This is a genomic window from Pseudomonas sp. 10-1B, from assembly GCF_000935045.1.
In the GTDB taxonomy this organism is placed as follows: Bacteria; Pseudomonadota; Gammaproteobacteria; order Pseudomonadales; family Pseudomonadaceae; genus Aquipseudomonas.
This window is the reverse complement of record NZ_JYKS01000027.1, coordinates 1-24,926: the sequence shown is the minus strand read 5'-3', so window position 1 is coordinate 24,926 and position 24,926 is coordinate 1. Positions and strand designations below refer to the sequence as shown.

The following is a 24,926-nucleotide window of genomic DNA, read 5'->3' as shown; positions in this document are numbered from 1 at the left end:
GAGAATGTCCTCCCCCAACACCATCTCAACCCTTGCTCACGACAACGCCTCAAGCTCGGCCTGCATGCTTTCGAGGGTTTCCAGCGCTTCCATCCAGGCTTCTTCCAGCTCACCTTCGCGCTGCTTGAACTTGCTCTGGCGCGCCAGCAGGTCACGCAGTTCGTCCTTGCGCGCCGCGTCATAGAGGCCACCGTCACCCAGCGCGGTTTCGATCTCGGTCAATTGCGCGTGCACCTGGTTGAGCTCGGTTTCCAGCTTGTCGGCGGCCTTCTTGTGCGGTGCCAACTGCTGGCGCAAGGCTGCGGCCGCCTGGCGCTGGGCCTTCTTGTCGGTCTTGTCCGGGTTGACCGGAGCACTGCTGGCCGGCGCGCTGCGCTGGCGGTACTCGACCAGCCAGCGGCTGTAATCGTCGAGGTCGCCATCGAAGGTATCGACCTTGCCGTCGGCCACCAACAGGAAGTCGTCGGTAGTGCTCTTGAGCAGGTGACGGTCGTGAGACACCACCACCACGGCTCCGGCAAACTCCTGCAACGCCATGGTCAGCGCCAGGCGCATTTCCAGATCGAGGTGGTTGGTCGGTTCGTCGAGCAGCAGCAGGTTCGGCCGCTCCCAGGCAATCAGCGCCAGCGCCAGGCGGGCCTTTTCGCCACCGGAGAAGTTCACCACCGGCTCGTCGCAGCGAGCGCCATGGAAATCGAAGCCGCCAAGGAAGTCGCGCAGGGTCTGCTCGCGTTCGGTGGGGGCAATGCGCTGCAGGTGCAGCAGCGGGCTGGCCTTGTCGTCCAGCGAATCCAGCTGGTGCTGGGCGAAGTAGCCTACGGCGAGGTTCTCGCCACGCACCAGGCGGCCCGACAGCGGCTCCAGTTCACCGGCGAGGTTCTTTATCAGGGTCGACTTGCCGGCACCGTTGGGGCCGAGCAGGCCAATACGCGCACCTGGGGTGAGCTGCAGCTTGACCTTGTCGAGGATGGCCTTGTCGCCATACCCCAGGCGGCCTTCGGACATGTTCAGCAATGGGCTGGAGATTTTCTGCGACTCGCGGAAGACGAAGTCGAACGGCGAATCGACATGCGCCGCCGACAATTCTTCCATGCGCTCCAGGGCCTTGATCCGGCTCTGCGCCTGGCGGGCCTTGGTGGCCTGGGCCTTGAAGCGGGCGATGTACTTTTCCATGTGCGCGCGCTGGGCCTGTTGCTTCTCGTAGGCCTGTTGCTGCTGCGCCAGGCGCTCGGCACGAGTGCGCTCGAAGGCGGTGTAGCCACCTTTGTACAGGTTCAGCTTGCGCTGCTCGACATGCAGCACATGGTCGACCACGGCATCGAGGAAGTCACGGTCGTGGGAAATCAGCAACAGGGTGCCAGGGTAGCCCTTGAGCCAGTCCTCCAGCCACAGAATCGCATCCAGGTCCAAGTGGTTGGTGGGCTCGTCGAGCAGCAGCAGGTCGGACGGGCACATCAGTGCCTGGGCCAGGTTCAGGCGCATCCGCCAGCCACCGGAGAAGTCGCCGACGCGGCGGTCCATCTGCTCGTTGGTGAAGCCCAGGCCGGCCAGCAACTTGCGCGCACGGGCGTCGGCGGTGTAGCCGTCGGCGCTTTCCAGCTCACTGTGCAGGCGCGCCAGGGCGGTGCCGTCGTGAGCCTGCTCGGCCGCGGCCAGTTCGGCCTGGACCTTGCGCAGGCGCGCGTCGCCATCGAGCACATAGTCCACGGCCAGGCGGTCGAGGGTGTCGACCTCCTGGCGCATGTGGGCGATGCGCCAGTCACCGGGCAGCTGGCAATCGCCGGCATCGGGCGACAGCTCACCGCGCAGCAAGGCGAACAGGCTGGATTTTCCGGCGCCGTTGGCGCCGATCAGGCCGGCCTTGTGACCGGCGTGCAGGGTCATCTCGGCGCCTTCTAGCAAGCGCTGCGGACCACGCTGTAAAGTGAGGTTGGATAGTCTGATCATGATGGTCGCGGAGTCTACCAGCTTCCTCGACCCATAGCGCGAGTGGAACCATGTACACCGACCTGTGGAATCACGCCCTGGCCCTGTATGCCAGGCCTGGTGTGGAAGCGGCCTGCCTGGACCTGCAGGCACAAGGTGGCGACGTCTGCCTGCTGCTGTGCGCAACCTGGCTGCAGGCGCGTGGCGTGGCGGTGCTGAACGAGCGCGCACAGGCGTTGCGAGACGTTGCCGAGCCCTGGCAGCGGGACGTGGTCAGCCCGTTACGCAGCCTGCGCCAACAGTGGCGTATGGCAGCGCAGGGGGATGCGCAGCTGGCGGCGTTGCGTGAACAGCTGAAGGGGTTGGAACTGCAGGCCGAGAGGGCCTTGCTGGAACGCTTGCAGGAGCGTTCGCGACAGTGGCCCGCAGGCTCCCATGAGCCCACGGACGACTGGCTGGCCCGGCTGGCGCCGGACCCGGCCCGACACCACGACGCACTGAATCAGTTGCGCGTCGCGGCGGCAGCGCTTCAGGACGCCGAAGAAGGCGCCTGAGCCGGGGTGCTGGCGGGTGCCGATGGTGCTACCGCAGCGGCCGGGGTGGCCGAGTTGGTCGCAGCGGCCGGGGTGCTGGCAGCAGGTGTAGCCGGTTTGGCTTCGGCTGGCTTGCTGACTGCAGGCTTGGCAGCTGGTTTTCTGGTCGCACGTGCTGGCGCCTTGGCGGCAGCTGGTTTCGCGGCTGGCTTGGCAGCAGCGGCTTTGGCTGGGGCTTTGGCAGCTGGCTTGGCTGCGGGTTTCGCAGCAGCGGTGGCTTTGGCTGCTGGCTTGGCTGCAGGTTTCGCAGCAGCGGTAGCTTTGGCTGCTGGCTTGGCTGCGGGTTTCGCAGCTGCGGTGGCTTTGGCAGCTGGCTTGGCTGCAGGTTTCGCGGCAGCGGTAGCTTTGGCTGCTGGCTTGGCTGCAGGTTTCGCGGCAGCGGTAGCTCTGGCTGCTGGCTTGGCTGCAGGTTTTGCAGCAGCGGTAGCTCTGGCAGCTGGCTTGGCTGCAGGTTTTGCAGCTGCGGTGGCTTTGGCAGCTGGCTTGACTGCAGGTTTTGCAGCAGCGGTAGCTCTGGCAGCTGGCTTGGCCGCAGGTTTTGCAGCTGCGGTGGCTTTGGCAGCTGGCTTGGCAGCAAGTCTGGCAGCAGCCGGCTTGGTGGTTTTGGCCGCACGCAGATCAAGGGCCTTGACGGCAGCTTCGCGAACCTTGCCTACACCCTGGGCCAGCTTGAGGCTGTCCTGGGCATCACGCTTGAGTTGTTGAATATAAGCGCGCGTCTGGGTTTGACGTTCCTTGAGGGAATCGAGCAGTTCTTCAAGTTCGCCGATGGCTTTTTGCGCCTTGGTTTGCGCCTTGGCTTTACCGGCCTTGGCTGCGTCTTGCAGTTTCAGGCGACCGTTGTGCAGTTTTTCCTGAGCCTTGCCACGCTGCTTTTCCAACTTGGCCAACAGTTTTTCCGCATCAGCCAGCGCTTGCGAGCAGGCCTCTTCCAAGTGTTCGAGCAGGCTGCTCGAAAGTTGCTGGAGCAGGTGTAACGGCGTACTTACTGGCTTCTTCTTGGCCGACATGGTTTACCTCCTGGCTGACGAGATTGCGGCTCATACTATGCTTCTGCTGCTACCGCCGCTAGGGCATGTTGACAGTAATGTTTACGCCGCGTTGCATGCCTGGGCAAAGTTGTTATCTTGCAGCTCCGTGCAAGTGTAGTTGCTGAATAAATCATTGCGCGATCGGTGTAGGAGCGGGTTTACCCGCGAAGCGGGCACCGCGGTGGATGGCACGGGCTTTGCCCGTGTTCGCGGGTAAACCCGCTCCTACAGGGCACGCGCGAAAAGGCAAATACAAGTATTGAACGCTGGCATACTTCCTCGCTCATTGGCGCAGGAACTGACCATGCCTCGATATCTTGTCTTAGGTTTATGCCTGCTGGCGCCCATCGCCCTGGCCGACAGCGACGAACACGACCTTGCCTACAGCCTCGGCGCCAGCCTGGGTGAACGCCTGCGCCAGGACATGCCAGGCCTGCAGTTGGATGCGCTGGTCGAAGGCTTGCGCCAGTCCTACCAAGGGCAACCGCTAAAGCTGGACAAGGCCCGCATGCAGGCCGTGCTGCAGCAGCATGAGGAGCAAGAAGGTGATGCCGAAGCGCAGAAGCAGCAAGCTGCAGAAAAACGCTTCATGGCCAATGAACGCGGGCGTTATGGCGTGCATGAATTACCAGAAGGCGTGCTCTACAGCGAACTGCAGGCAGGCACAGGCGCGCAGCCGAAAGCCGGCGGCAAGGTACAGGTGCGCTACGTGGGCAAATTGCCGGATGGCTCGGTATTCGACCAGAACCAGACACCGCAGTGGTTCAGCCTGGATTCGGTGATTGAAGGTTGGCAAGTGGCCTTGCCGCAGATGCACACCGGCGCCAAATGGCGCCTGGTGATTCCGTCAGCACAAGCCTATGGCGCCGAGGGCGCGGGTGACCTGATCGCACCCTATACACCCTTGGTGTTCGAGATCGAACTGCTGGCGGTTGGCGACTGACGCCAACCCTCAGGCTTCGACGGCGCCCTCTTCCTTGTGCGCGTTGTGCAGCACTTCGATCAGGCAGTCTTCAAGTTCGAAGCGCTCATGCAGCAGGCCACCCAGCTTGGCCAGCTTTTCGGCGAAGCGTTCGGTGTCCTTGCACTCGCCTTTCGCACAATGGTCATTGAAGGCCAGCGCGATCTGGGTGATGTCGTTGATCCGCGGGTTGATCTCTTCGGCCAGTTTCAGCGCTTTTTCGTCATCGAAAGCCTTGGCCTCACTGACCAACTGCTCGCAGACCTCGAAATGCCACGCCGAACAGTAGTCGACAAGCAGGCCGCAAAAATCCCCGTTCGTGTCTTTGTCGGCAAAGGCCAGCTTTACATCGCGCAGCGCGCGGAAAGCCTGCACCAGTTCCTGGCGCTCCTTCAGCCAACGGTCGATCAGATCGTGAACCCCACCCCAGCGTTCCTGGGCGTTCTGACAACTATCGAGCATGGCGATCTCTTCCCTTCTGGGTAGATGCCGCTGCACCTCGCACCACGACCGCGCGGCACAAAGGTGACATCAGCAGGACGGCATCGAGCAGTTGTGTTTTCGGTATGCGTGCTGGGAGATTATTCCCGCGCGTGCTGACCATCAAGGTACGCAGCGGACAAAGTTCATACAAGTGTTTAATACCCCGTTACATCGCCATTGGTCGCGCTAATGGCCAAGCCTTGCGTCAGGTCAAGGTATTGCCAGGGTGCGGAAACGATACGCCAGCAGGTAACTCAAGGGCAGCGCCGCCAATAGCAGGAAGGCCAGCAGGCTCCATTCAGGTAGCGTCAGGTCGAGAAAGCTCCAGGTCAGCGAGTTGCAATCCGGGCCGCCGAGCAAAAGTTGCCGCGCGGCCTCGCCCCAGGATTGCTCGAACACACGCCAGATCGGCATCGGGCATACATGGCTAGCACCCTCGGCCCCCTGCAACCAGACATGCCGCGCCGCCAACGATGCCCCGGCCAGCGAGCAGCCCAGCATCGCCCTTTCGTAACGGCGTATGCCCAGCGTTCCTGGAGCCTGCACCACTGCCGCCAGGCACAGCGAGGCGTACACGCCAAGCAGCAGCCGCTGGCTGAAACACAATGGGCACGGCACCAGCCCCAGGACGTTTTCCAGGTGGAAGGACGCGACCAATACCGCCAGTGCGGCCAGGCAGGCAGGAAGAAAAAAGGTGCGCAAACGGGCCGGCAGCATGGGCGGTGAAGGTCCCGGGGGTGATGAAGTGGCTTGAAACGGTAGAGGAAAAACGCAGGATGTTTCAAGGCGCGACAGCAATGACAAGTCGCTGAATCGCGAAGGAAATTTCCAACCACGCAGTAGGAAGCGTCTGAAGAAATGGACTGCAGATGTAACTTACATCGATAGATAAGTCACCCGCCCCCTGGGCCCGCACCTTTGCGCGGGCCCAGGGATAGGTCAGGCGCGTACGCCTTCTGGCAAAGGCAGGGCCAGCAGGCGCTCGTCCAGCAGACCGAGGCCCTCCTGGAACAGCTGGTTGCTGCGTTCGGTCTCGCCAAGGCCGGCGAGCAGGCGAGCCAGCTCGGCACAGGCCTCGGGGTTGCGTTCCATGCGCAGGCTGCTTTCCAGGTAGTCACGCGCCTTGCCCCACAGGCGGTTCTGCAGGCTCAGGCGGCCCAGGGTCAGCAGCAGGCTGGCGTCTTGCGGGTGGTCCTTGAGCCAACCTTCGGCGGCCTGCAACTGGCGCGCCGGGTCATCGCCGCGCACCAGGCCGTACAGGCGCGCCAGGTGGCTTTCGTAGCCTCGCTTGAGGGCCGTGCGCAGTACCTGCTCGGCTTCGCTCTGGGCACCCACCTGGCGCAACTGCTCGGCATAGGCCAGCACCAGTTGAGGCTCCTGACGCTGGGCTGCGGTCAATTGCTGCCAGGCGCGCTCCAAGGCCTGACGCGCAGTTTGCGCGTCCTCGCCACGGGCCGTGGCCAGGCTCAGGTTCTGGCCCCAGGCACGTTGCTCCAGGGCGGCCAGCTCGGCGGCCGGCAGCACCTTACCCTTGCGCAGGTCTGGTAGCAGACGGATCAGCGCCGACCAGTCACCGCGCTCCAGATGCACACGCTGCAACAGGCGCAGCACCTGGCTGCTGTGCGGGTGGCGCTCGTGCATGGCCAGCAGGGTTTCCAGGGCCCCATCGCTTTCGCCACGGTCCATCTGCAACTGGGCATGGGTCAGGGCAATGGCCAGCTCCGCTTGCGGCTGGCGCTCCAGGGCACGCTCCAGCAGGTTGTCGCTGTCTTCAATACGGCCTTGCTCGTTGGCGGCACGCGCGGCACCGAGGTAGTACAGCAGCGGCTGGCGCTCAGCCTCGGCGGCACGATGCAGGTGGCGCTGGGCACTGGCCCAGCGGCCCTCGGCGAGGTCCAACTGGCCCTGCTCGATGGCCACGCGAATACGCCGGCTGCGGTTACGCCGCGACCACGGGTTGACCACACCGCTGGACGTCAGCATCAGGCCGACCAGATAGCGCAACAGCCACAGCAGCACGACGATCGCCAGCAACCCGGCCAGCGCCGCCCACAGCCCCGACTGGTAGCGGAAGCCGCCATAGGAGATCAGCACGTAGCCACTGTGCTTGGCGACAGCGATACCCAGCGCCGCGGCGATCACGATCGCCAGCACGGCCAGCAGGTAGACACGCTTCATGGCTTGCCCCCTTCAGCCTCGGCCGGCAGGTGACGGCGCTGGATGTAGGCCTGCACTGCTGCCAGGCTTTCGCTCAGGTCGGGGGTGACCACCGACACCGGCTGCTCGGCCAGGGCATTGAGGCTGTCTAGCATGGCCTTGCTTTGCGGGTTGTCGGCGTTGAAGTTGGCCAACAGCACACTGCGGGCATCGTCCAGCGCCTGGGTATAGACCTTGGCCTCGCCATTGAGCGCCGCCCACTGCGCCTGCTCGATGGTCAGGCTCAGGGCCAGACGCAGCTGGTTCAGTTGCTGCCCGGCGAGCAAGGGGCGTACGTTGTCATCGGCATTGAAGTCGATCTGGAAGTACTTGGAGATCTCCGCCCACCACTGCGACAGGCGGCTAGCGCCATCGCCGTCGGCGGTCAGCGCACCAAGGGCATCGGCGTTGCTGTCGAATTCGGGTGACTGGGCGCTTAGCTGCTGCACCAGCTCACGTTGCGCGGCCAGTTGCAGGAACAGGCCGGTACGGTCCGGTTGCTGGGTGCTGCTGAGGGTCGCCAGGCTGCGCGCCAGTTGCTCGCGGGCAGCGAAGGCCCCCGGGTCGCTCTGCTCGCGCAGGATTTCGTCGGCACCTTCGACCAGGGCCTTGGCACTGGTGATGTCCTGCAAGGCCGACAGGCGCAGGGTGGCCAGGCGCAGCAGGTGCTCGGCTTCGGCCAGGCGCCACTCCTTGCGGCTTTCGCCGAGCACGGTTTCCAGACGCTGGCTGAGGCGTTGCTGGTCGCCTTGCAGCTGCGCCACCAGGCGGCGGCGGTCTTCCAGCTCGCTGGCAGCCGGCAGGCTGGCCAATTGCGCGCTGATCTGCTGTTCGCGCTGCTGCAGGGCTTCGGCGCGCTGGTTCAGCGCCTCGATGTGCTGGCCCTGGTTGAACTCGTTGCCTTGCAGTTGACGCACCTGCCAGACACCCCAGCCACCTACTGCCACCCCGGCCGCGCCCAACAGCAGGGCCAGCGCTGCCAGGCCACTGCCGGAGCGCTTGGCAGGTGGGGCGGTGACGGGATCCACCGGCGCCTGTGCCGACGGTTGATCGTTGTTGGACAAGACAGTCTCGCTCACGTATCCATCCTTTGCATGGGGGCGCATCGCGTTCAGCTTAGCGCCTTAAGAGGCAGGTGCAGCGCTGCGCTGCACGGCTGCCAGCAAGGCCGCGGCACTGGCGCCACGGCAATCCAAAACCTGTTGGGCCCCGGCGGCCCGGGCCTGATCGGCGACCCGCGGGCTGGGCACGAACAGCGGCAGACGCGCCACCAGGGGCCAATCGGCACCGGCCATCTGCTGCAAATGTTCGAAACCCTGCCCACTGCTGACCACCAGGCCATTGAGGCGTTCCGCTTCGATGCGGCGCATCAGGGTGCCCGCCGGGTAAGCCGGCAGGCAGCGTCGATACAGTTCCAGATAATCGACACTAGCACCTTGCTCTGCAAGACGCTCTGCCAGCAGTTCGCGACCTCCGACGCCACGCACGATCAAGATACGCGGCGCAGGCACGGCAACCGCCTGCCGCAGGGCCGGCAGCGCCAGCAAAGCTTCGCTGTCATCACCACGCGGCGGGAAGCTCACCTCCAGGCCCGCGCCCTGCAGCACCGCTGCAGTGGCCTCGCCAACGGTGAACCAGCCTTGCCGTGGCGGCTGCAAGCTGGCCTGGGCAAGGTGTTCAAGCAACAACCTGGCGGCTGGCTTGCTGACCACGATGATCGCCTGGAAGCCAGGCAGGCCCTTCAGCAATGGGCGTTGCCGATCGCCCAAGGCGACGGGCTCTATCGCCAGCAGCGGCAGGCAACTGCTGCCCACCCCTGCCACCGCCAGGCTTTGCGCCAATGCCGCGCAGTCCTCGGCAGGCCGGGTCAGCAGCAGGCGCCATTGGCTCACGGGTGGCCGGCCTCGCCGTAGACTTCCTTGAGAATGGCCTCGGCGCCCTGGCCAAGCAGGTCCTCGGCCACCTGTACACCCAAGGTCTCCGCTGCCGCGCGGGGCGCGCGCGCATCGGCCAGCAACAGGGTACCGCCGCTGGGCTGGCCGACCAGGCCGCGCAGCCACAGCTGGTCACCTTCAAGTACCGCGTAGCAGGCAATCGGCACCTGGCAGCCGCCATTCAGGCGCTTGTTCAGGGCGCGTTCGGCCACCACCCGGTCGGCGGTGTCGGCATGGTGCAGCGGCGCCAGCAGTGCGTGGATCTGTTGATCGGCGCTGCGGCACTCGATGCCCACCGCACCCTGGCCGCCAGCCGGCAGGCTGTCATCGACGCTGATGGTGGAGGTGATGCGGTCTTCGAAGCCCAGGCGGATCAGGCCGGCGGCGGCCAGGATGATGGCGTCGTACTCACCGGCATCCAGCTTGGCCAGGCGGGTGTTGACGTTGCCACGCAGGAAGCGGATTTGCAGGTCCGGGCGGCGCGCCAGCAGCTGGGCCTGGCGGCGCAGGCTGGAGGTGCCGACGATACTGCCGGCCGGCAGCGCGTCGAGGCTGGCGAAGCGGTTGGACACGAAGGCATCGCGCGGGTCTTCGCGTTCGCAGATACAGTACAAGCCCAGGCCCTCGGGGAAGTCCATGGGCACGTCCTTCATCGAGTGCACGGCGATGTCGGCTTCATTGTCCAGCAGGGCGGTTTCCAGTTCCTTGACGAACAGGCCCTTGCCGCCGATTTTCGCCAGCGGCGCGTCGAGCAGCTTGTCGCCACGGCTGACCATGGGCACCAGGGTCACCAGCAAACCGGGGTGCGCCTGCTCGAGGCGGGCTTTGACGTATTCGGCCTGCCACAGGGCCAAGGCACTTTTACGGGTGGCAATGCGGATTTCGCGAGTGGACATGGAACGCCCCGATCCAGAGAAATGCCGCCGATGATAACAGCATCGCCGGTATCGCTTGCAGATGTGGATCAGGATCCTGTGCTTGCCTGTACCGGCCTAATCGCCGGCAAGCCAGCTCCCACAGGAACCCTGCACGGTTCAGGTTGGCGCTGTACCTGTGGGAGCTGGCTTGCCGGCGATTGGGCCGATACAGGTTCAGAGGGTCTGCATCATCTTGCGCACACCGGCCACATGGCGCCGGCTAACGGTCAAGGCATCACCGTCCAGGCCCTTCAGGTACAGCTGAAAATGCCCCAGCGGGGTGCGCTGCAGGCGTTCGATACGTTCACGGGCAACCAGCGCGTTGCGGTGGATACGCACGAAGCGTTCGCCAAACTCGTCTTCCAGGGCCTTGAGCGGCTCGTCGAGCAGCACTTCCCCGGCCTCGTGGCGCAAGGTCACGTACTTGTGGTCGGCAATGAAGTAAATCACCTGGGGCAAAGGGATCAGCTCGATGCCTTTGCGCGTGCGGGCACTGATGTGGCTGCGTGGGCCGCCACCTTCATTGGCCGGCCGGGTGAGCGCCGCCAACTGGGCACGGTTGGGTTTTTCGGCCTTGCGCAAGGCATCGCGCAGCGCCTGGGCGTGGAAGGGTTTGGTCACATGGCTGAGGGTGCTGTCCTTGAACGCCTCGGCACCGTATTCATCGTCGCCGGTGCAAAACACTACCGCCGGCGGTGCCTCGCGCTCGCACAGGCGAGCGGCCACCTGCAGGCCATCCAGGCCTGGCATGCCGATGTCCAGCAGGACCACATCGGGCTTGAGGCTTTCGATCAGCGTCAGGGCCTCCTCGCCGTTGGTGGCGCTAGGCTCCAGCACGGTATAACCCTCCAGTTCGCCGAGCAGCCGGCTGAGGCGGTCACGGCCTTGGGGTTCGTCATCAACGATCAGGACATTCATAATTGCGCTGGATTCCTGAATGAGTCTCGCACAGGTATAGCGTAGACAGGTGTGGTTCGAGCGACACTGCGGTCACGCTCTAGACCGGTGCGATGGCCAAAGATTCACTCGGCCGGCAGATTCACTGCCAGTCCTCTGTCCAACTGTAGACGGTCCGTGGAACACTGCCGTTCATTCCTTGAAATCCTTCTCTGCCGTTTTCCGGGCATTTCTCTCGACCGGCGCCCTGCGGCAGCCAGCCCAACCCTGCTATCATCGGTGCCACTTTTTCGTTCACGCCTGCAATGAGTGAATCCATGAGCACCGACAAGACCAATCAGTCCTGGGGCGGCCGCTTCAGTGAGCCCGTCGACGCCTTCGTCGCCCGTTTCACCGCCTCGGTCGATTTCGACAAGCGCCTGTACCGCCACGACATCATGGGTTCGATCGCCCATGCCACCATGCTGGCGCAGGTCGGCGTGCTCAGCGATGCCGAGCGCGACACCATCATCGATGGCCTGAAGACCATCCAGGGCGAGATCGAGGCGGGTAACTTCGACTGGCGTGTCGACCTCGAAGACGTGCACATGAACATCGAGGCACGCCTGACCGACCGTATCGGTATCACCGGCAAGAAGCTGCACACCGGCCGTAGCCGCAACGACCAGGTGGCCACCGATATCCGCCTGTGGCTGCGCGACGAGATCGACCTGATCCTGGCCGAAATCACCCGCCTGCAGCAGGGCCTGCTGGAGCAGGCCGAGCGTGAAGCCGAAACCATCATGCCCGGCTTCACCCATTTGCAGACGGCGCAGCCGGTTACCTTCGGCCACCACCTGCTGGCCTGGTTCGAAATGCTCAGCCGCGACTACGAGCGCCTGGTCGACTGCCGCAAGCGCACCAACCGCATGCCCCTGGGCAGCGCCGCGCTGGCCGGTACCACCTACCCGATCGACCGCGAACTGACCTGCAAGCTGCTGGGCTTCGAGGCCGTGGCCGGCAACTCGCTGGACGGCGTGTCGGACCGTGACTTCGCCATCGAATTCTGCGCGGCGGCCAGCGTGGCGATGATGCACCTGTCGCGCTTCTCCGAAGAGCTGGTGCTGTGGACCAGTGCGCAGTTCCAGTTCATCGACCTGCCTGACCGCTTCTGCACCGGCAGCTCGATCATGCCGCAGAAAAAGAACCCCGACGTGCCAGAGCTGGTACGTGGCAAGACCGGCCGTGTGTTCGGCGCCCTGACCGGCCTGCTGACCCTGATGAAAGGCCAGCCGCTGGCCTACAACAAGGACAACCAGGAAGACAAGGAACCGCTGTTCGACGCTGCCGACACCCTGCGCGATTCGCTGCGCGCCTTTGCCGACATGATTCCGGCGATCAAGCCCAAGCACGCCATCATGCGTGAAGCGGCCCTGCGTGGTTTCTCCACCGCTACCGACCTGGCCGACTACCTGGTACGCCGTGGCCTGCCGTTCCGTGACTGCCACGAGATCGTTGGCCACGCGGTGAAGTATGGTGTGGACACGGGCAAGGACCTGGCCGAGATGAGCCTGGACGAACTGCGCCAGTTCAGCGACCAGATCGAGCAGGACGTGTTTGCCGTGCTGACCCTGGAAGGTTCGGTGAATGCGCGTGACCACATTGGTGGTACGGCGCCGGCGCAGGTGCGTGCTGCCGTCGTTCGTGGCAAAGCCCTGTTGGCGTCTCGCTAAGCCCCCAAGGCGAGGGCTTCGCCCTCGTTCGCGGGCACGCCCGCTCCCACAGGTACTGCACATGGTTTGAAACCGATGCGGTCGGTGTGGGAGCTGGCTTGCCGGCGATGGGCTGCGAAGCAGCCCCAGACTTTTAGCGCTTACCGCTACGAATCATCTCCATGAAGGCCGGCATCGCCGCCTCCTTGTCCGCCGCTATCCGCGCCATGTGCGGGTTCTCGCCCATCAGCTGCAGCAACGCCTTGGCCTGCGGGAAATCCGCCAGGAAGTCGATGTTCAGCACCTTCTTGCCCACGGCATAGGCCAGGTCGACCGAGAAGCAGAACATCAGGTCGGCCAGCGTCAGTTGCTCACCCGCAACATAGGGTGCGAAACGCCCGTTGCGCTTGAGGGTGGCAAACCCGGCCAGCAGATCGGCCCGGGCCTTCTCCTTGATCAGCGGTTCCACCGACATGCCAAAGAACGACTCGGCGTAGCAGGTACGTGCCGGCAGCTCAATGTACAGCTCGATTTCCTTGAGCAGTTCACGCACCTTGGCCTGCCCGAACGGGTCAGTCGGCAGCAGGGCCTTGCCACCCTGGGTCTGCTCGATATAGTCGAGAATCACACTGGTTTCGCTGAGGAAGCCGTGCTCGGTCTGCAGTACCGGCACCTTGCCCCGGGGGCTCACTTCCAGCGCCTGTGGCGCCTGGCCGCCATAGAAGGTGACTTCCTCGAAGGGCAGGCCTTTTTCCAGCAGGGCCAGCTTGACCATGTTGTAGTAGTTGCTGACCGAGAATCCATGAAGCTTGAGCATGAGGTGACAGCCTCCAGGCCGTAAGGGGTTGGCCCGGCTTTTATAGACCGTACGCCTGCCCCTGACCAGCGTCATGCGCCTCGTCAATGCCCGGGCATTGCCGCCACAGGCGTGGCACACTGTGCATCCCACCACAGGAGTACCGCCAATGAGCGAGCCCACCGACATCGACAATGACGACGACGAAGCCTTCGCCGAGGCAACGCTGACCCAGGCCATCGAAAACCAGATCGAAAGCGGCGAGCCACCGGCGGCCAAGGCCACCTTCAACAAGCTGACCCTGGTCGGTTACGAGCGTGAAGACATTCTCAACCTGATGGCCCATGTGCTGGCCTTCGAGATTGACAACATGCTGGTGGAAGACCGTGCGTTCAACGGCGAGTGGTATGAGAACGCCCTGCGTGCACTGCCCGAGTTGCCACCTGAGATGGATCAAGGCGACGACGAATAACCCGGCTACACTCCTAGGTCAGGCACCGCTGACGGTGCCGCCATCCTTGTCTGGAAGTCAGGAGTCGCCATGTCCTTTACCCCCGATCTGATCGCTGAACTGGAAGTACTCGCACTGTTCAAACACGACAGCAGCCAGGAAGGCATCAAGATAAGCAGCCACGCTTCCCCTACCCTGATCGCTGCTGCGCAACGCCTGCATGAAAAGGGGCTGACGGATCAACCTGATGGCGGCTACCTGACCAGCCTGGGTCATGACGCCGTCGAAAGTGTTCAACTGCTGCAGAACATTCTCAAGGCGCCACAACCGGCCTGATCCGAGATTGCAAGGGGCTGCCATGCAGCCCATCGCCGGCAAGCCAGCTCCCACAGGTACTCGCATGCCCTGAAACCGATGTGGCCAGCTCCCATTGGTACTGCACATGGCTTGAAACCGATGCGGTCGGTGTGGGAGCTGGCTTGTCGTGGCGACGAACCGCGGCGATGGGCCGCAGCGCGGCCCCCGGTCAGTTGGCCGTAGCCCTGCGCTTTTCCGCCAGACGCGAACGACCGTAGAGGAACACGATCGCCAGCAAGGCCATCGCCTGCGCCGACAGCGAGTAGGCGTCAGCATGAATTCCCAGCCAGTCGAACTCGAAGAACGCCACCGGCCGCGTGCCAAGCACCCCGGCTTCTTGCAGCGCCTTCACGCCATGCCCGGCGAATACCACCGACAGTGCGCACAGCAGCGCGGCGTTGATGCTGAAGAACAGCGACAGCGGTAGCTTGGCCGAGCCCCGCAGGATCACCCAGGCCAACCCCACCAGCAGCACCAGCGCCGTGGCGCCACCTGCCAGCACTGCCTGGTGCCCGGCAGGGCCTGCCTGCAGCCACAGGGTTTCGTAGAACAGAATCACTTCGAACAGCTCGCGGTACACCGAGAAGAACGCCAGCATGGCAAAGCCGAAGCGCCCGCCGCCACTGACCAGGCTGCTCTTGATGTAGTCCTGCCAGGCGGCCGCGTGGCGGCGGTCGTGCATCCATACACCGAGCCACAGCACCATCACTGCGGCGAACAACGCCGTACAGCCTTCCAACAGTTCGCGCTGGGCACCGCCCACGTCGATTACATAGGCCGCCAGGGCCCAGGTGGCGAAACCTGCGACCAGCGCCAGCGCCCAGCCGATATTGACGCTGCGTACCGCCGATTGCTGGCCAGTGTTACGCAGGAACGCCAGGATCGCGGCCAGTACCAGAATCGCTTCGAGGCCTTCGCGCAGCAGGATCAACAAACCGGAGATATAGCTCAGCGACCAGCTCAGGCCATCGCTGCCCAGCAGCTTGGCGGCTTGCTCGAGCTTGGCCTTGGCTTCGGCCAGGCGTTGCTCGGCCTGGGCTACCGGCAGGCCGTCCTGCAGTGACTGGCGGTAGGCCATAAGGGATTTTTCGGTGTCCTTGCGCGCCTGGGTATCGATGTTGTCCAGCGAGCTTTCCACCAGTTCGAAGCCTTCCAGGTAGGCCGCCACCGACAGGTCATAGGCTTGGTCGTGGTCACCTGAGCGGTAGGCCGCCAGGCTCTTGTCCAAAGTGCTGGCGGTGTATTCGAGCAATTGCGCCGGGCCACGCTTGACCTGCGGCGGCTGGGCACGCTGGGCGCGGAATGCTTCCACGGCCGCGGTGCCTTCGTTGGCGGCGACTTCGGCCGGGGTCTGACGGGCCAGGTCGGCGATGTTCCAGGTCTTGTCGCTTTTGGCGGCCTGCGGATTGACGGTAAAACTGGCGATGTACGCAGCCACATCCCAACGCTGGCGGTCGTCCAGCTGGTCGGCAAAGGACGGCATCTCGGTGCCGTCGATGCCCAGGGCCAAGGTGTTGTAGAGGTCGAACAGGCTCAACTGGTCAAGGCGCGAGACATCGCGCAGGTTGGCGGGTGCAGGCTCCAGGCCGATGCCCGCCGGGCCATCGCCAGCACCGCTGTCGCCGTGGCAGATAGAGCAGTTTTGCGCATACAGCGTAGCGCCGCGGACCGGGTCCGGGGTGATCACCGGGGCCTGGCTGACCTCGTAGGCCACTGCCAGGCGTGCGCCCAGCTGGCGGGCCTGCTTGGCAACAGCCGTGCCTTCCTGACGCTGGTCGATGGCCTGGCGCAGCGCCTGCACGCCCTGTTGCAAAGCCGCTTGTTCGGCATGCGCAGGCAGGCCTTTGACCAGATCGGCCAACACCGCACTGAACTCCTGCTGCTCGCGGTATTCGCCAGCGTCGATCACCTTGCCGTCCTGCACGGTCGGCGGGTAGTCGGCGCCAATGTAATCCAGCAGGTGCAGGGCCTTGCTGGCCTCAGCGGGGGCTTCAGCCAGCGCCAGAGTGCTGCACAGCGCTAGCACCGGGCCGAGCAAGAACGCCGGTAACCAGGCTAGCAGACGGGAATGGGTATTCATGGCCAATCTCGAAGGGAATGCGAAAGAGAACATTGTTCACTCCCACTTTGCTTCTCTCAAGGGTGCCGGGCAGATTTCATGAAAAATCTTGCTACAAATTAGATGAAGCGGCCTGGGTGGTGATGCCTGAGCATTTCCACTGGTTGGTCGAGCTTGGGCCGGCCAGCCTGAAGCGCTTGATGCGCAGGGTGAAGTCTCGTAGCACCATGATGATCAACAGGTATCAAGGGCGAAGCGGGCGGGCTTGGTTGCGAGGGCTGGGGAGTATCCACATTGGGATGCGATCTGGCTCTGATCGAGTGCTGCCTTTCAGGGCCTCATCGCCGGCAAGCCAGCTCCCACAGGGTGCTCATTAGCCTTACATCAGGCGCTGGCCTGTCGGGCCCTCATCGCTGGCAAGCCAGCTTCCACAGAGGCCAGCCCCCAGAGGTGAATCACTGTGCTCGAAGGCAGTCGAGTACCTGTGGAAGCAACTGTCTTGTATTGCCTGCACTGGCCTCATCGCCGGCAAGCCGGCTCCCACAGGGCTTGCACAGGGCCTGAGGCGAATGCGGTCGAGGTGGGAGCTGGCTTGCCGGCGATGGGCCGCACAGCGGCCCCAGGTTCTTGAAGGCTATTGAAGAAACTTGCTCATTCCTCGCTCCATATCATCGATCAGCGCCTTGGCCATTTCGCTGAGTATCCGCGCAGCACTACCGGCAACACGGTCATTTTCCATTTCCGCTTCGGTGGTCAGGTGGCGGATACAGCCGAGCAAAACCGATAGCTGCGAAAAGGCATGGCTGAACGGCACATTGGGCTGCAGGCGGAACAGGTCGAAGGTTTCCACCCCTGCGGTTGCAGAGTCTCTCGGATCATCGCTCATCGGGTTGCTCCTTGATCGCGGTGGGTTGCATGTGTGTGATCACACACAGCATTGATCAGGCGGCAGAGCAAACGAATATTCATGCCCATGGCATCGCGCATGTCGCCAGGAGGGTTGTCGAGCAGGGCTGTGGTGGTGTGGTCGATGGTCAGGGTGAGGGCGCTGATCAGCTCTTCGCAGTCTTTGGGGGTGAGTGGGTCGATTAGCGAAAGGGCGGGAGGGTCGAGCAGAAGCAGATCGGTAACAGGTGGATCGGGGACGAGCTTATTCATGGCAGAACTCCGTATGGTGGATTGAACTGCTCTCCTCCTTGTCTCACGAAGTTGGGTGGCAGTCGTGCACGGTGTGAGACACGGGACATACGGTAACCCCGGCCAGGCCGAAGCCTGTCCGCACACGACCGCCATAAAGCGGTGCTACCGAATGAAATCCGGGTGTCTCACGCCCGATCGCCTTGCGAGGCGACCCATGGACCTTATTCCCAGAGCATATTCCAGCCAAGTCAGCACCTTTCGACAGCGGCTGTAGGATAATTCGACATGGATTCAGAACTGAAGCGATTGGCAGCAGGTTCAGAAATGTCTTACAGCTCTAGAACCTAGGCGAGGGCTTTGCCCTCGATCGCCGGCAAGCCAGCTCCCACAGGTACTCCACTGCTATCGAGACCTGTGATTCACCTGTGGAAGCTGGCTTGCCGGCGATTGGGCCTCAAGGCTTGGCGGTGCCCTTCCAGCCTCCGCCGAGCGCCAGGAACACGCCAATCTGCCCTAACGCCACCTGGCTGTTAGCCGCTGCCAGTTGCGCACGCATATCGGTATAGGTCCGCGTCGCCTGCAAATCCGCCAGGAACGACTCACGCCCAGCCTGGTAATAGCGATGCGTCTGGTCCGCTGCTTCCTTGGCCGACTTCTCCGCCTCGGCCAGCGCATCGCGCCGGTCCAGTAGGGCGCTGTATTGCGCCAGGCGGGTCTGGGTCTCGCGGATGGCGTTCAACACCACGCCGTCGAAATTCGCCAAGGCTGCTTGCGTTGAGGCTTCGGCCATGCGAATGCGGGCACGGGTGCCGTTGGTGGGGATGGTCCAGCTGATTTGCGGGCCGAAGCCCCAGCGGTTGGTCGCAGGCTCGCCAAGATTCTCCAGGATACCGATGGTGCCAACCTGCGCACCGATGCTGATGTCCGGGTACAGCGCACCTGTGGCAACGCCGATGTACGCGGTGGCGGCAGCCAGTTGGCGTTCGGCCTGGCGTACATCGGGGCGGCGTTTGAGCAGGGCCGCGCCATCGCCAACCGGCACCAGCTGGTTCAGGTGCGGCAGCTCGGCACAATCGGCGGTGCCGGCGGGCAGTTGATCCACCGGCTTGGCCAGCAAAGCAGCCAAGGTGTACATGCCAGTCTCGCGCTCAGCCTTGAAGCGTGGCAGTTCGGCCCGCAAGGACTTGAACTGGGTCTGCGAGCGGGTGACCTGGGTTTCATCGCCACGCCCTGCATCACGCAAGCGTTGGTTGAGCTTCACGCTTTGCTCCTGCAAGTCGAGCGACTCGCGGGCGATGTGGTATTCCTCGTTGGCCGAGCACACTTGGGTGTAGGCCTTGACCACGTCCGCCACCAAGGTGATGCGGGCGGTGTCGGCGGCGGCCTGCACCGCGTCGGCATTGGCCTTGGCGGCCTCGGTGCCGCGCTTGAAGGTGCCCCACAGGTCGAACTGGTACGAGGCGCTGATGATGGCCTCGCCAATGTTGGCCACCGGCACCTTCTCGGGAAGCAGGAAGGCTTCGCCAGACTCCTGCAAGCGCTGGGCGCCGAGTTTGACGCCACCGTTGAAGCCACCTTGCGACTCGGCCACCTCGACCTGGGCGCGGGCCTTGGCGATGTTGGCCGCGGCTACGCGCAGCTCGGTATTGGCACTCAGGGCCTGGCGCACCAGCTCGTTCAGCCGTTGATCCTGATACAGCTGCCACCAGTCCTCGGGCACCGGCGCCGAGGCCACGCTGTCGGCATCCTGGCGCAGCGGGCCATTGAGGTCGCTGCGTTGCACCGCCGCGTCCTTCGGCACCTCATAGTCGGGGCCGACCATCATGCAGGCCCCCAGCGACAGGCACAGGCCAGCCAGGATCAGCTGTTTCATGGGTGCTGGCCCTCGATGATCGACACCGTGGCGGTACGCCCGGCGATCATGCGGAAGTCCTCTGGCACTTCGTCAAAGGCGATGCGCACCGGAATACGCTGGGCCAGGCGTACCCAGCTGAACGCCGGGTTGACGTTGGGCAGCAGGTTGGCACCACTGCTGCGGTCGCGGTCTTCGATGCCGGCGGCAAAGCTCTGCACATGGCCGCGCAGGCGGGTGTTGTCGCCCATTACGCGGATATCCACGGCATCGCCGATGTGGATGCCGCCAAGCTTGGTTTCTTCGAAGTAGCCATCGACGTGGTACGAGGCACTGTCGACCACCGACAGCACCGGGCGGCCGGCGGTGACGAATTCGTGGTTACGCGGTGCGCGATCATTGAGGTAACCGTCCACCGGGCTGCGCACCACCGAACGGTCGAGGTTGAGCTGGGCAGTATCGACCGCCACCTGCGCCTCGCTGACGGCCGAGCGGGCGCGGGCCTCGCGGGACTGGCTTTCCTCCAGTTGCTCGGCAGCCACCAGGTTGCCCAGCTTGCGGTTGCGCTGTGCTTCGCGGGAGGCCTGGGCCAGGGTTTCCTGGCGCTCGCCGAGGGTGGCCTTGGCTTGGCGCAGGGCCAGGGTGAAACGGTCCTGGTCGATGGTGAACAGCACGTCGCCGCGCTTGACGGTCTGGTTGTCGCGTACCTCGACCTTCTGGATCAGCCCGGACACGTCCGGGGCGATCTGGATCACGTCGGCGCGAATGTGACCGTCGCGGGTCCAGGGGGCAAACATGTAGTACACCACCATCTGCCATACGAGCACGGCGGCGAAGGTCACTACCAGCAAGGTCAGGACCACACGGCCCAGGGTCAGCAAAGGTTTTTTCATGGCAGCATCAGGTTTCGGCAAAAGTGATCCACCGCGCCAAGCAGCACGGCATACAGGGCAACGTTGAACAACGCCCGGTGCCAGACCAGGCGGTAGAAATGCAGGCGCACCAGCACCGCGTGCACCCCCAGGAACAGCAGGTAGGTGCCAAACATCATCACCAGCAGCGTGGGCAGGAACACCCCGCTGATATCCAGTTCACCAATCACAGGGGCGCTCCGTCGAGGCCGGGGGGCAGTTGCGGTTGTTCCGCTGGCTCGAGCATCACCTCGACACCCGGCAGCAGGGCCAGGCGCAGGCCGCTCAGGGCATGCAGCAGGTGGGTGCGGGCATCGCCGCGCTCGTACAGCTCATCCAGGTTCAGCGCCAGGCGCGCACGCTCCATGTTGCGCAGCAACGCGGCCGGGGCATGCAGGCGTTCGCCGGCACGCAAGCAGGCGGCGTAGTGCGCGCCGACTTCCTCGATCACCGTGTGCAGCCGCCCGCGGGCCTGCTGGCCGGCGCGGGGCATGTAGGCCAGCAGGTCGAGCAGGTTCAGCCCCACGCGCAGGTCGCGTAGCGCCACGCCGCTGTCCTGGCCGGTTTGCGACAGGCGCGGCAAGTGCTGCATCAGGCGGTCGAGCATCTGCACGCCCACCTGGCGGTGCTCGGCCAAGGTGGCAGGTTCGGTCATTTCGACGATGTCGCGCCAGGCGAAGCGGGTCATGCGCTTGGCCGCCAGCTCCACGCCGAACGGGCGCATCACCAGGGTCCAGATGAAGGCGAACAGCAAGCCCACGGGCCCCGCCAGGTTGGAGTTGAGGAAGGTGAAGAAGTCGGCGTCGTAGGCGCCCTGGATACTGATGAAGGTCGAGGTGTTGACGATGGTCAGCAAGGTGCCCAGGTAGAAGCGCGGCTGCACGGTCAGGGTACCGACCCAGATGAACGGCACGGCGAAGGCCAGCACCAGCATCGGGAAGTCGTGCAGGTTGGGCAACACCAGGAACAGGTACAGGCTGGAGAAGATGACCGACAACAGCGTCCAGAAGAAGAACTTGTAGATCTGCGGCGCCGGGTCGTCCATGGCGGCGAAGAAGCTGCACGCCACGGCGGCGAGAATCACCGCACTGGCGCCGTCGTTCCAGCCCAGGCCGATCCACAAGCCGCAGGCGACGATGATCGCCAGGACGGTGGAGGCCACCGAGTACAGCATCAGGCCGCGGTCGAAGAACGCTGTCAGGCGGCCCAGGCGCCAGTGGCGGTACACCGCGCGCCAGGGCTTGGCGTCGTCGGTGCGCAGGGCGTGTTGCAGGGTGCAGCAGTCCTGCCACAGGTCGGCCCATTCGGTCAGGCGATAAAGGGCGTTGGACAGCAGCAATTCGGCGCGTTGGTCGAGGGCGGCGGCGCCGGGCTGCAAGCGCTCGATCTGCTCGTGCAGGGCCGCCCAGCGCGCTACCGAGGCGCTATCGGCAGTGCCCTTGAGCCATTCGCGGGCGGCCTCCAGCAGCGGCTGCAGCTGGGCGAACTGTGCCGGAGCGCGGCCTTCGAGGGCCACCAGGGCGTCGTCGAGGGCGTCGATCACCGGCAGCAGGTGGATCATCCGCCCGCGCAACTCGCGGGCGTTCTTCAAGGTGTGCGGGCCGGCGCCTTCGTGGCCGAGTTGGCCAATCATCAGCTCCAGCGAGTTGAAGGTGGTGACCATCGCCCCACGCCTGCCACCGACCTGGTCCGCGCTGGCCTGGCGGGCCAGATAGGTGTCGCTGTAACGGATCGCCTCGGTGAACCAGTTACTGGTGGCACCGACCACGACCGGAGCCAGGCGGCGTGGCCAGAAGATGGCACCGACCACCGCCGCGCAGACGATCCCCAGGCAGATTTCCTGGGCCCGGGAAGAGGCCACGTCGAATACCGCCAGCGGGTTGTCGACCACCGCCAGGGCGATCATCGGCAGGGTGTAGCCAGCCAGCATCAACACGTAGTTGTTGGCCGTGCGCAGGTTCAACGAGAGGAACAGCAAGGTGCCGGTCCACAGGGCGATGGCGATGCTCAGCAGCAACGGCGACTGCACCAGCGGCGGTACCAGGAAAATCGCACCACCGGCACCGAGCAGCGTGCCCACGGCGCGGTACAGGGCCTTGGAGCTGGTCGGGCCGACGAACGGGCTAGAGACGATATACACCGTGGCCATGGCCCAGTAGGGGCGCGGCAGCTGCATGAGCAGGGCGATGTACAGGGCGATCATGGAGGCGGCGAAGGTACGCACGCCGTAGAACCAGTCGCGGGCCGGGGGGACCGAGCTGAAGAAACCGTTCATGCCAGGCCACCGGTGCTACCCAGGCCGGCAGCCTCGAAGGCGCGCAGCACGCGCAAGGCGGCTTCCAGGTCGGCCTTGTCGATGCCGTGCAGCACATCGCGGCGCAGACGCACCAGCTCGGCTTCGATGGCTTCGGCCAGGGTGCGGCCTTCGGCGGTCAGGCTCAGGGCCTTGGCGCGGCGGTCCAGCGGGTCCTCGCTGCGGCATACCAGGCCAGCCTTGCACAGTTGGTCGAGCAGGCGTACCAGCGACGGGCTTTCCAGGCCGGCAGCCTGGGCCACGGCCACCTGATGCACGCCATCGCCCAGGCGCACGATCATCAGCAGCGGCGCGGCGCAGGCCTCGGAGATGCCGTAACCAGTCAGGGCGGTGTGGCAGATGCGCCGCCAATGGCGAGCGGCAACCACCATGCCGCTGCTGACTTGCAGGCGCAGGAGATCAAGGGACATGAAAGGAACCAAGAATATTCATAGTTTGCTAACTATCAATATACGCCTGGCCCTCCCCCTGTCGTCAACAGGGGGCGACGGCGGGTATGGATGAATTGTTGTTCATGCTGGGGGTTTTGCCTTGCCTGTACCGGCCCTTTCGCGGGCTCGCCCGCTCCCACAGGGACCGCGCATTTCCAAAGCTCAGCGCCAAACCTGTGGGAGCGGGCGTGCCCGCGAAGAGGCCCGGACAGGCAACAGAAAGCTCAGGGCTGTATCTGGTCCTCCAGCTTCATGGTCAAAGCCAGTGTGCTGCCCATCTGCACCGCCCGGTCCCGCCACTCCTGGTAGCGCACCGCATCACGGCTGCTGAAATGCACCGCCAGTTCTTCGGCCGCCTGCACCACCCCTGCCGCTGCCGCCAACTCCAGCCAGTACAGCGCGGCCTTGAGATCGGCCTCTACATACAACCCGTGCATCAACCGATAACCCACTTCAAAACGACAGCGCGCCTCACCCCGCTCGGCCCCGCGCAGGAACCACTGGTAGGCCTGTACCAGGTCGACCTGCCATTGCAGGTCGCCATCGCACACCTCCTCCTCATACAGGTCGCCCAGCGCGGCGGCGGCATGCAACAGGCCCCGCTCGAAGGCCTGCCGGTAGCACTCTGCTGCCTGCACGTAGGAGGTGTCGATGCCTTTGCCGAAGTAATGCTGCTGCCCGAGGTTGAACCAGGCCGCGGCATTGCCCTGCATGGCCGCCATGCGCAGCAGGTGGCCCGCCAGCACGGTGTCAGCACGCCAGTATTTGCCGTTGAGCCAGATCCAGCCGAGGTCATTCAGCGCCGCCACGTTGCCTTGCAAGGCCTGGCGGCGCAGATCGACATACACCGCCTGCACGTCGCTGGCTTCGTCCAGGCGGTTGACCAGCAACGAGCGCTGATTGGGCAGCCCTACCCCGACAAACAGCCGCTGTCGCCTCCCGACAGGCGCCGGTGGGGCAATCACCCGCTCGGGTAGAAGACGGGCGAGCAGCGAATGGATATTGCTGGCAGCAGACATGTTCATCCTCATTGAACGACACACAACCCCAACCTTCGGCTGTGATGAGGCGTGATTCTGCGTGATGTCACGTCAAAACCTGTCGCGAACGATTCGGCACCAGGCAACCAAATGCGACTTCCCTGATCTGAGCAGGCTGTGGCCAATTGCCATGCCCCACGCGTGCCGCCATCCTATTGCGGCAAGCCTAGACAAGGACGTTATCTTTTGCCGTTCGCCACCACTCGCGCCACCGTCAGCCGTCAATGGGCGCTGTTACGCCAGTTGCCCAGTCGCTCCCCAGGGATTACCAGCGCCGAGCTGGTGTGGCGCCTGCGCGATGTGGGCTTTTCTGTCAGCAAACGTACCGTCGAACGCGACCTCAATGAGCTGTCGCTGATTTTTCCGCTGCAGCGCAATGACAAGAGCATCCCGTTCGGCTGGCACTGGTCGGCCAGTGCCGTGGGCGAGTTGCGCAGCAATTTCGACTTGCTGACGCATCTACGGGGGGATGCGTTGCAGCCTGCTCAAGGTGGAGGGATAGAGCTAGTGGCGCGAATCAGCGATGCGCTCGCCCGGCAACTACGGGATGCGCCGTTGAGCAGCGACATGCAGCTGACGGCGTTGGAGCATGGGCACCGGGTGCGGGCTACGGTGAGCGATGGCTGGCCGTTGCGCTGGTGGCTGTTGAGCCATGGGGATGGGGTGGTGGTGGAGCAGCCTGGCGGATTGCGCGAGGAGATTGGCAAGATCCTAAGCAATGCCGCGGCGCAGTACCAGAACTTGTAGCCTGTACTGGCCCTATCGCCGGCAAGCCAGCTCCCACAGGTACACCACAGGCCTTCAGGCTTGTTGCCATCCTGTGGAAGCTGGCTTGCCGGCGATGAGGCCAGTACAGGCAATACAAGACAGTTGCTCCCACAGGCTGGACTGCCCCCAAGAAGTTGGACAAAAAATCCAACCCTTGGGGGACCTATGGGCAAATACA

25 protein-coding genes and 1 pseudogene are annotated in these 24,926 nt (G+C 64.2%); 7 read left to right on the top strand and 19 right to left on the bottom strand.

From position 1 onward, the window contains the following. Nucleotides 1–36: 36 nt before the first annotated feature. Complete coding sequence (locus TZ03_RS16240) at nucleotides 37–1,947, bottom strand: ATP-binding cassette domain-containing protein (RefSeq protein WP_051099037.1); 1,911 nt, start codon at nucleotides 1,945–1,947, stop codon at nucleotides 37–39. A 50-nt stretch (nucleotides 1,948–1,997) separates the two neighbouring features. On the opposite strand from TZ03_RS16240, the gene TZ03_RS16235 reads away from it, so the two are divergent. Beyond that, a complete protein-coding gene (locus tag TZ03_RS16235; protein ID WP_051099035.1) occupies nucleotides 1,998–2,480 on the top strand; it encodes a TIGR02444 family protein in 483 nt (160 codons plus the stop codon). Here TZ03_RS16235 and TZ03_RS31350 read toward each other — a convergent pair. Next, nucleotides 2,456–3,529, bottom strand: a complete 1,074-nt coding sequence (locus TZ03_RS31350; RefSeq protein ID WP_082056640.1) for an AlgP family protein — start codon at nucleotides 3,527–3,529, stop codon at nucleotides 2,456–2,458. The two genes, TZ03_RS16235 and TZ03_RS31350, sit on opposite strands and share 25 nt — an antisense overlap. Before the next feature lie 325 nt (nucleotides 3,530–3,854). Between TZ03_RS31350 and TZ03_RS16220 the strand changes: the two genes are divergently transcribed. Beyond that, the gene (locus tag TZ03_RS16220; RefSeq protein ID WP_051099033.1) at nucleotides 3,855–4,493 is read left to right on the top strand and encodes an FKBP-type peptidyl-prolyl cis-trans isomerase; all 639 of its coding nucleotides are present in this window, start codon (nucleotides 3,855–3,857) and stop codon (nucleotides 4,491–4,493) included. A 9-nt stretch (nucleotides 4,494–4,502) separates the two neighbouring features. Here the strand turns inward: TZ03_RS16220 and TZ03_RS16215 are convergent, their stop codons facing one another. From TZ03_RS16215 to TZ03_RS16185, 7 genes are all read right to left on the bottom strand, one after another. Beyond that, entirely contained in the window at nucleotides 4,503–4,973 is a 471-nt protein-coding gene (locus TZ03_RS16215) for an Rsd/AlgQ family anti-sigma factor (RefSeq protein WP_051099032.1), read from the bottom strand. A gap of 231 nt (nucleotides 4,974–5,204) precedes the next feature. Next, a complete protein-coding gene (locus TZ03_RS16210; RefSeq protein WP_051099031.1) occupies nucleotides 5,205–5,711 on the bottom strand; it encodes a disulfide bond formation protein B in 507 nt (168 codons plus the stop codon). Between the two features lie 222 nt (nucleotides 5,712–5,933). Further along, nucleotides 5,934–7,172, bottom strand: a complete 1,239-nt coding sequence (locus TZ03_RS16205; protein WP_013970386.1) for a heme biosynthesis protein HemY — start codon at nucleotides 7,170–7,172, stop codon at nucleotides 5,934–5,936. After that, entirely contained in the window at nucleotides 7,169–8,269 is a 1,101-nt protein-coding gene (locus tag TZ03_RS16200) for a uroporphyrinogen-III C-methyltransferase (RefSeq protein WP_024087972.1), read from the bottom strand. The genes TZ03_RS16205 and TZ03_RS16200 overlap by 4 nt, the downstream gene beginning before the upstream one ends. 45 nt (nucleotides 8,270–8,314) lie before the next feature. After that, nucleotides 8,315–9,082, bottom strand: a complete 768-nt coding sequence (locus TZ03_RS16195) for a uroporphyrinogen-III synthase (protein ID WP_051099030.1) — start codon at nucleotides 9,080–9,082, stop codon at nucleotides 8,315–8,317. Next, entirely contained in the window at nucleotides 9,079–10,020 is a 942-nt protein-coding gene (gene hemC, locus TZ03_RS16190) for a hydroxymethylbilane synthase (RefSeq protein ID WP_013970383.1), read from the bottom strand. The genes TZ03_RS16195 and hemC overlap by 4 nt, the downstream gene beginning before the upstream one ends. A gap of 195 nt (nucleotides 10,021–10,215) precedes the next feature. After that, entirely contained in the window at nucleotides 10,216–10,959 is a 744-nt protein-coding gene (locus TZ03_RS16185) for a LytR/AlgR family response regulator transcription factor (RefSeq protein ID WP_051099028.1), read from the bottom strand. A gap of 296 nt (nucleotides 10,960–11,255) precedes the next feature. Here TZ03_RS16185 and argH point away from each other — a divergent pair, with 296 nt between their 5' ends. Next, nucleotides 11,256–12,650 carry an argininosuccinate lyase gene (gene argH / locus TZ03_RS16180; RefSeq protein WP_024087971.1) on the top strand — a complete coding sequence of 465 codons (1,395 nt, stop codon included), beginning with the start codon at nucleotides 11,256–11,258 and terminating at the stop codon, nucleotides 12,648–12,650. Nucleotides 12,651–12,783: 133 nt separating this feature from the next. On the opposite strand, the gene TZ03_RS16175 is transcribed toward argH, so the two are convergent. Then, the gene (locus TZ03_RS16175; protein WP_051099021.1) at nucleotides 12,784–13,446 is read right to left on the bottom strand and encodes a glutathione S-transferase; all 663 of its coding nucleotides are present in this window, start codon (nucleotides 13,444–13,446) and stop codon (nucleotides 12,784–12,786) included. A 148-nt stretch (nucleotides 13,447–13,594) separates the two neighbouring features. Between TZ03_RS16175 and TZ03_RS16170 the strand changes: the two genes are divergently transcribed. Both TZ03_RS16170 and TZ03_RS16165 read left to right on the top strand, forming a co-directional pair. Continuing rightward, a complete protein-coding gene (locus TZ03_RS16170) occupies nucleotides 13,595–13,897 on the top strand; it encodes a hypothetical protein (protein WP_010951568.1) in 303 nt (100 codons plus the stop codon). A 69-nt stretch (nucleotides 13,898–13,966) separates the two neighbouring features. Further along, the gene (locus tag TZ03_RS16165) at nucleotides 13,967–14,212 is read left to right on the top strand and encodes a TIGR02647 family protein (RefSeq protein WP_051099019.1); all 246 of its coding nucleotides are present in this window, start codon (nucleotides 13,967–13,969) and stop codon (nucleotides 14,210–14,212) included. A gap of 190 nt (nucleotides 14,213–14,402) precedes the next feature. Here TZ03_RS16165 and TZ03_RS16160 read toward each other — a convergent pair whose 3' ends face one another. After that, complete coding sequence (locus TZ03_RS16160; protein ID WP_051099016.1) at nucleotides 14,403–16,346, bottom strand: cytochrome c/FTR1 family iron permease; 1,944 nt, start codon at nucleotides 16,344–16,346, stop codon at nucleotides 14,403–14,405. Between the two features lie 77 nt (nucleotides 16,347–16,423). Here TZ03_RS16160 and TZ03_RS28875 point away from each other — a divergent pair. Beyond that, nucleotides 16,424–16,608 (top strand): annotated as a pseudogene (locus TZ03_RS28875) (transposase); the annotation flags it as partial. Nucleotides 16,609–16,926: 318 nt separating this feature from the next. On the opposite strand, the gene TZ03_RS16155 reads toward TZ03_RS28875, so the two are convergent. The 8 genes from TZ03_RS16155 to TZ03_RS16120 all read right to left on the bottom strand — a co-directional run bounded on the left by TZ03_RS16155 (nucleotide 16,927) and on the right by TZ03_RS16120 (nucleotide 23,959). Further along, nucleotides 16,927–17,178, bottom strand: coding sequence for a DUF3077 domain-containing protein (locus tag TZ03_RS16155; protein ID WP_051099014.1), 252 nt, complete (start codon nucleotides 17,176–17,178; stop codon nucleotides 16,927–16,929). After that, nucleotides 17,175–17,450 (bottom strand): hypothetical protein, encoded by a 276-nt coding sequence (locus tag TZ03_RS16150; RefSeq protein ID WP_051099012.1) that lies wholly within the window; start codon nucleotides 17,448–17,450, stop codon nucleotides 17,175–17,177. The genes TZ03_RS16155 and TZ03_RS16150 overlap by 4 nt, the downstream gene beginning before the upstream one ends. A gap of 436 nt (nucleotides 17,451–17,886) precedes the next feature. Beyond that, nucleotides 17,887–19,305: an efflux transporter outer membrane subunit gene (locus TZ03_RS16145; RefSeq protein ID WP_051099010.1), complete on the bottom strand. Its 1,419-nt coding sequence runs from the start codon at nucleotides 19,303–19,305 to the stop codon at nucleotides 17,887–17,889. Beyond that, the gene (locus tag TZ03_RS16140; protein ID WP_013970373.1) at nucleotides 19,302–20,177 is read right to left on the bottom strand and encodes an HlyD family secretion protein; all 876 of its coding nucleotides are present in this window, start codon (nucleotides 20,175–20,177) and stop codon (nucleotides 19,302–19,304) included. The genes TZ03_RS16145 and TZ03_RS16140 overlap by 4 nt, the downstream gene beginning before the upstream one ends. Beyond that, nucleotides 20,174–20,386 (bottom strand): DUF1656 domain-containing protein, encoded by a 213-nt coding sequence (locus tag TZ03_RS16135; RefSeq protein WP_003255905.1) that lies wholly within the window; start codon nucleotides 20,384–20,386, stop codon nucleotides 20,174–20,176. The genes TZ03_RS16140 and TZ03_RS16135 overlap by 4 nt, the downstream gene beginning before the upstream one ends. Beyond that, complete coding sequence (locus tag TZ03_RS16130) at nucleotides 20,383–22,470, bottom strand: FUSC family protein (protein ID WP_051099008.1); 2,088 nt, start codon at nucleotides 22,468–22,470, stop codon at nucleotides 20,383–20,385. Before TZ03_RS16130 ends, TZ03_RS16135 begins: the two co-directional genes overlap by 4 nt. Continuing rightward, nucleotides 22,467–22,919 (bottom strand): MarR family winged helix-turn-helix transcriptional regulator, encoded by a 453-nt coding sequence (locus tag TZ03_RS16125; RefSeq protein WP_051099006.1) that lies wholly within the window; start codon nucleotides 22,917–22,919, stop codon nucleotides 22,467–22,469. Before TZ03_RS16125 ends, TZ03_RS16130 begins: the two co-directional genes overlap by 4 nt. A gap of 245 nt (nucleotides 22,920–23,164) precedes the next feature. Next, entirely contained in the window at nucleotides 23,165–23,959 is a 795-nt protein-coding gene (locus tag TZ03_RS16120) for a tetratricopeptide repeat protein (RefSeq protein ID WP_051098999.1), read from the bottom strand. A 207-nt stretch (nucleotides 23,960–24,166) separates the two neighbouring features. Between TZ03_RS16120 and TZ03_RS16115 the strand changes: the two genes are divergently transcribed. Continuing rightward, entirely contained in the window at nucleotides 24,167–24,727 is a 561-nt protein-coding gene (locus TZ03_RS16115) for a WYL domain-containing protein (protein WP_051098997.1), read from the top strand. The last annotated feature ends 199 nt before the right edge of the window (nucleotides 24,728–24,926 follow it).

What these genes read in the sequence shown, in the direction of transcription:
- TZ03_RS16240 (WP_051099037.1), bottom strand. Translation starts at nt 1,947, where the DNA reads ATGATCAGACTATCCAACCTCACTTTACAGCGTGGTCCGCAGCGCTTG.
- TZ03_RS16235 (WP_051099035.1), top strand. Translation starts at nt 1,998, where the DNA reads ATGTACACCGACCTGTGGAATCACGCCCTGGCCCTGTATGCCAGGCCT.
- TZ03_RS31350 (WP_082056640.1), bottom strand. Translation starts at nt 3,529, where the DNA reads ATGTCGGCCAAGAAGAAGCCAGTAAGTACGCCGTTACACCTGCTCCAG.
- TZ03_RS16220 (WP_051099033.1), top strand. Translation starts at nt 3,855, where the DNA reads ATGCCTCGATATCTTGTCTTAGGTTTATGCCTGCTGGCGCCCATCGCC.
- TZ03_RS16215 (WP_051099032.1), bottom strand. Translation starts at nt 4,973, where the DNA reads ATGCTCGATAGTTGTCAGAACGCCCAGGAACGCTGGGGTGGGGTTCAC.
- TZ03_RS16210 (WP_051099031.1), bottom strand. Translation starts at nt 5,711, where the DNA reads ATGCTGCCGGCCCGTTTGCGCACCTTTTTTCTTCCTGCCTGCCTGGCC.
- TZ03_RS16205 (WP_013970386.1), bottom strand. Translation starts at nt 7,172, where the DNA reads ATGAAGCGTGTCTACCTGCTGGCCGTGCTGGCGATCGTGATCGCCGCG.
- hemC (WP_013970383.1), bottom strand. Translation starts at nt 10,020, where the DNA reads ATGTCCACTCGCGAAATCCGCATTGCCACCCGTAAAAGTGCCTTGGCC.
- TZ03_RS16185 (WP_051099028.1), bottom strand. Translation starts at nt 10,959, where the DNA reads ATGAATGTCCTGATCGTTGATGACGAACCCCAAGGCCGTGACCGCCTC.
- argH (WP_024087971.1), top strand. Translation starts at nt 11,256, where the DNA reads ATGAGCACCGACAAGACCAATCAGTCCTGGGGCGGCCGCTTCAGTGAG.
- TZ03_RS16175 (WP_051099021.1), bottom strand. Translation starts at nt 13,446, where the DNA reads ATGCTCAAGCTTCATGGATTCTCGGTCAGCAACTACTACAACATGGTC.
- TZ03_RS16170 (WP_010951568.1), top strand. Translation starts at nt 13,595, where the DNA reads ATGAGCGAGCCCACCGACATCGACAATGACGACGACGAAGCCTTCGCC.
- TZ03_RS16165 (WP_051099019.1), top strand. Translation starts at nt 13,967, where the DNA reads ATGTCCTTTACCCCCGATCTGATCGCTGAACTGGAAGTACTCGCACTG.
- TZ03_RS16160 (WP_051099016.1), bottom strand. Translation starts at nt 16,346, where the DNA reads ATGTTCTCTTTCGCATTCCCTTCGAGATTGGCCATGAATACCCATTCC.
- TZ03_RS16155 (WP_051099014.1), bottom strand. Translation starts at nt 17,178, where the DNA reads ATGAGCGATGATCCGAGAGACTCTGCAACCGCAGGGGTGGAAACCTTC.
- TZ03_RS16150 (WP_051099012.1), bottom strand. Translation starts at nt 17,450, where the DNA reads ATGAATAAGCTCGTCCCCGATCCACCTGTTACCGATCTGCTTCTGCTC.
- TZ03_RS16145 (WP_051099010.1), bottom strand. Translation starts at nt 19,305, where the DNA reads ATGAAACAGCTGATCCTGGCTGGCCTGTGCCTGTCGCTGGGGGCCTGC.
- TZ03_RS16140 (WP_013970373.1), bottom strand. Translation starts at nt 20,177, where the DNA reads ATGAAAAAACCTTTGCTGACCCTGGGCCGTGTGGTCCTGACCTTGCTG.
- TZ03_RS16130 (WP_051099008.1), bottom strand. Translation starts at nt 22,470, where the DNA reads ATGAACGGTTTCTTCAGCTCGGTCCCCCCGGCCCGCGACTGGTTCTAC.
- TZ03_RS16125 (WP_051099006.1), bottom strand. Translation starts at nt 22,919, where the DNA reads ATGTCCCTTGATCTCCTGCGCCTGCAAGTCAGCAGCGGCATGGTGGTT.
- TZ03_RS16120 (WP_051098999.1), bottom strand. Translation starts at nt 23,959, where the DNA reads ATGTCTGCTGCCAGCAATATCCATTCGCTGCTCGCCCGTCTTCTACCC.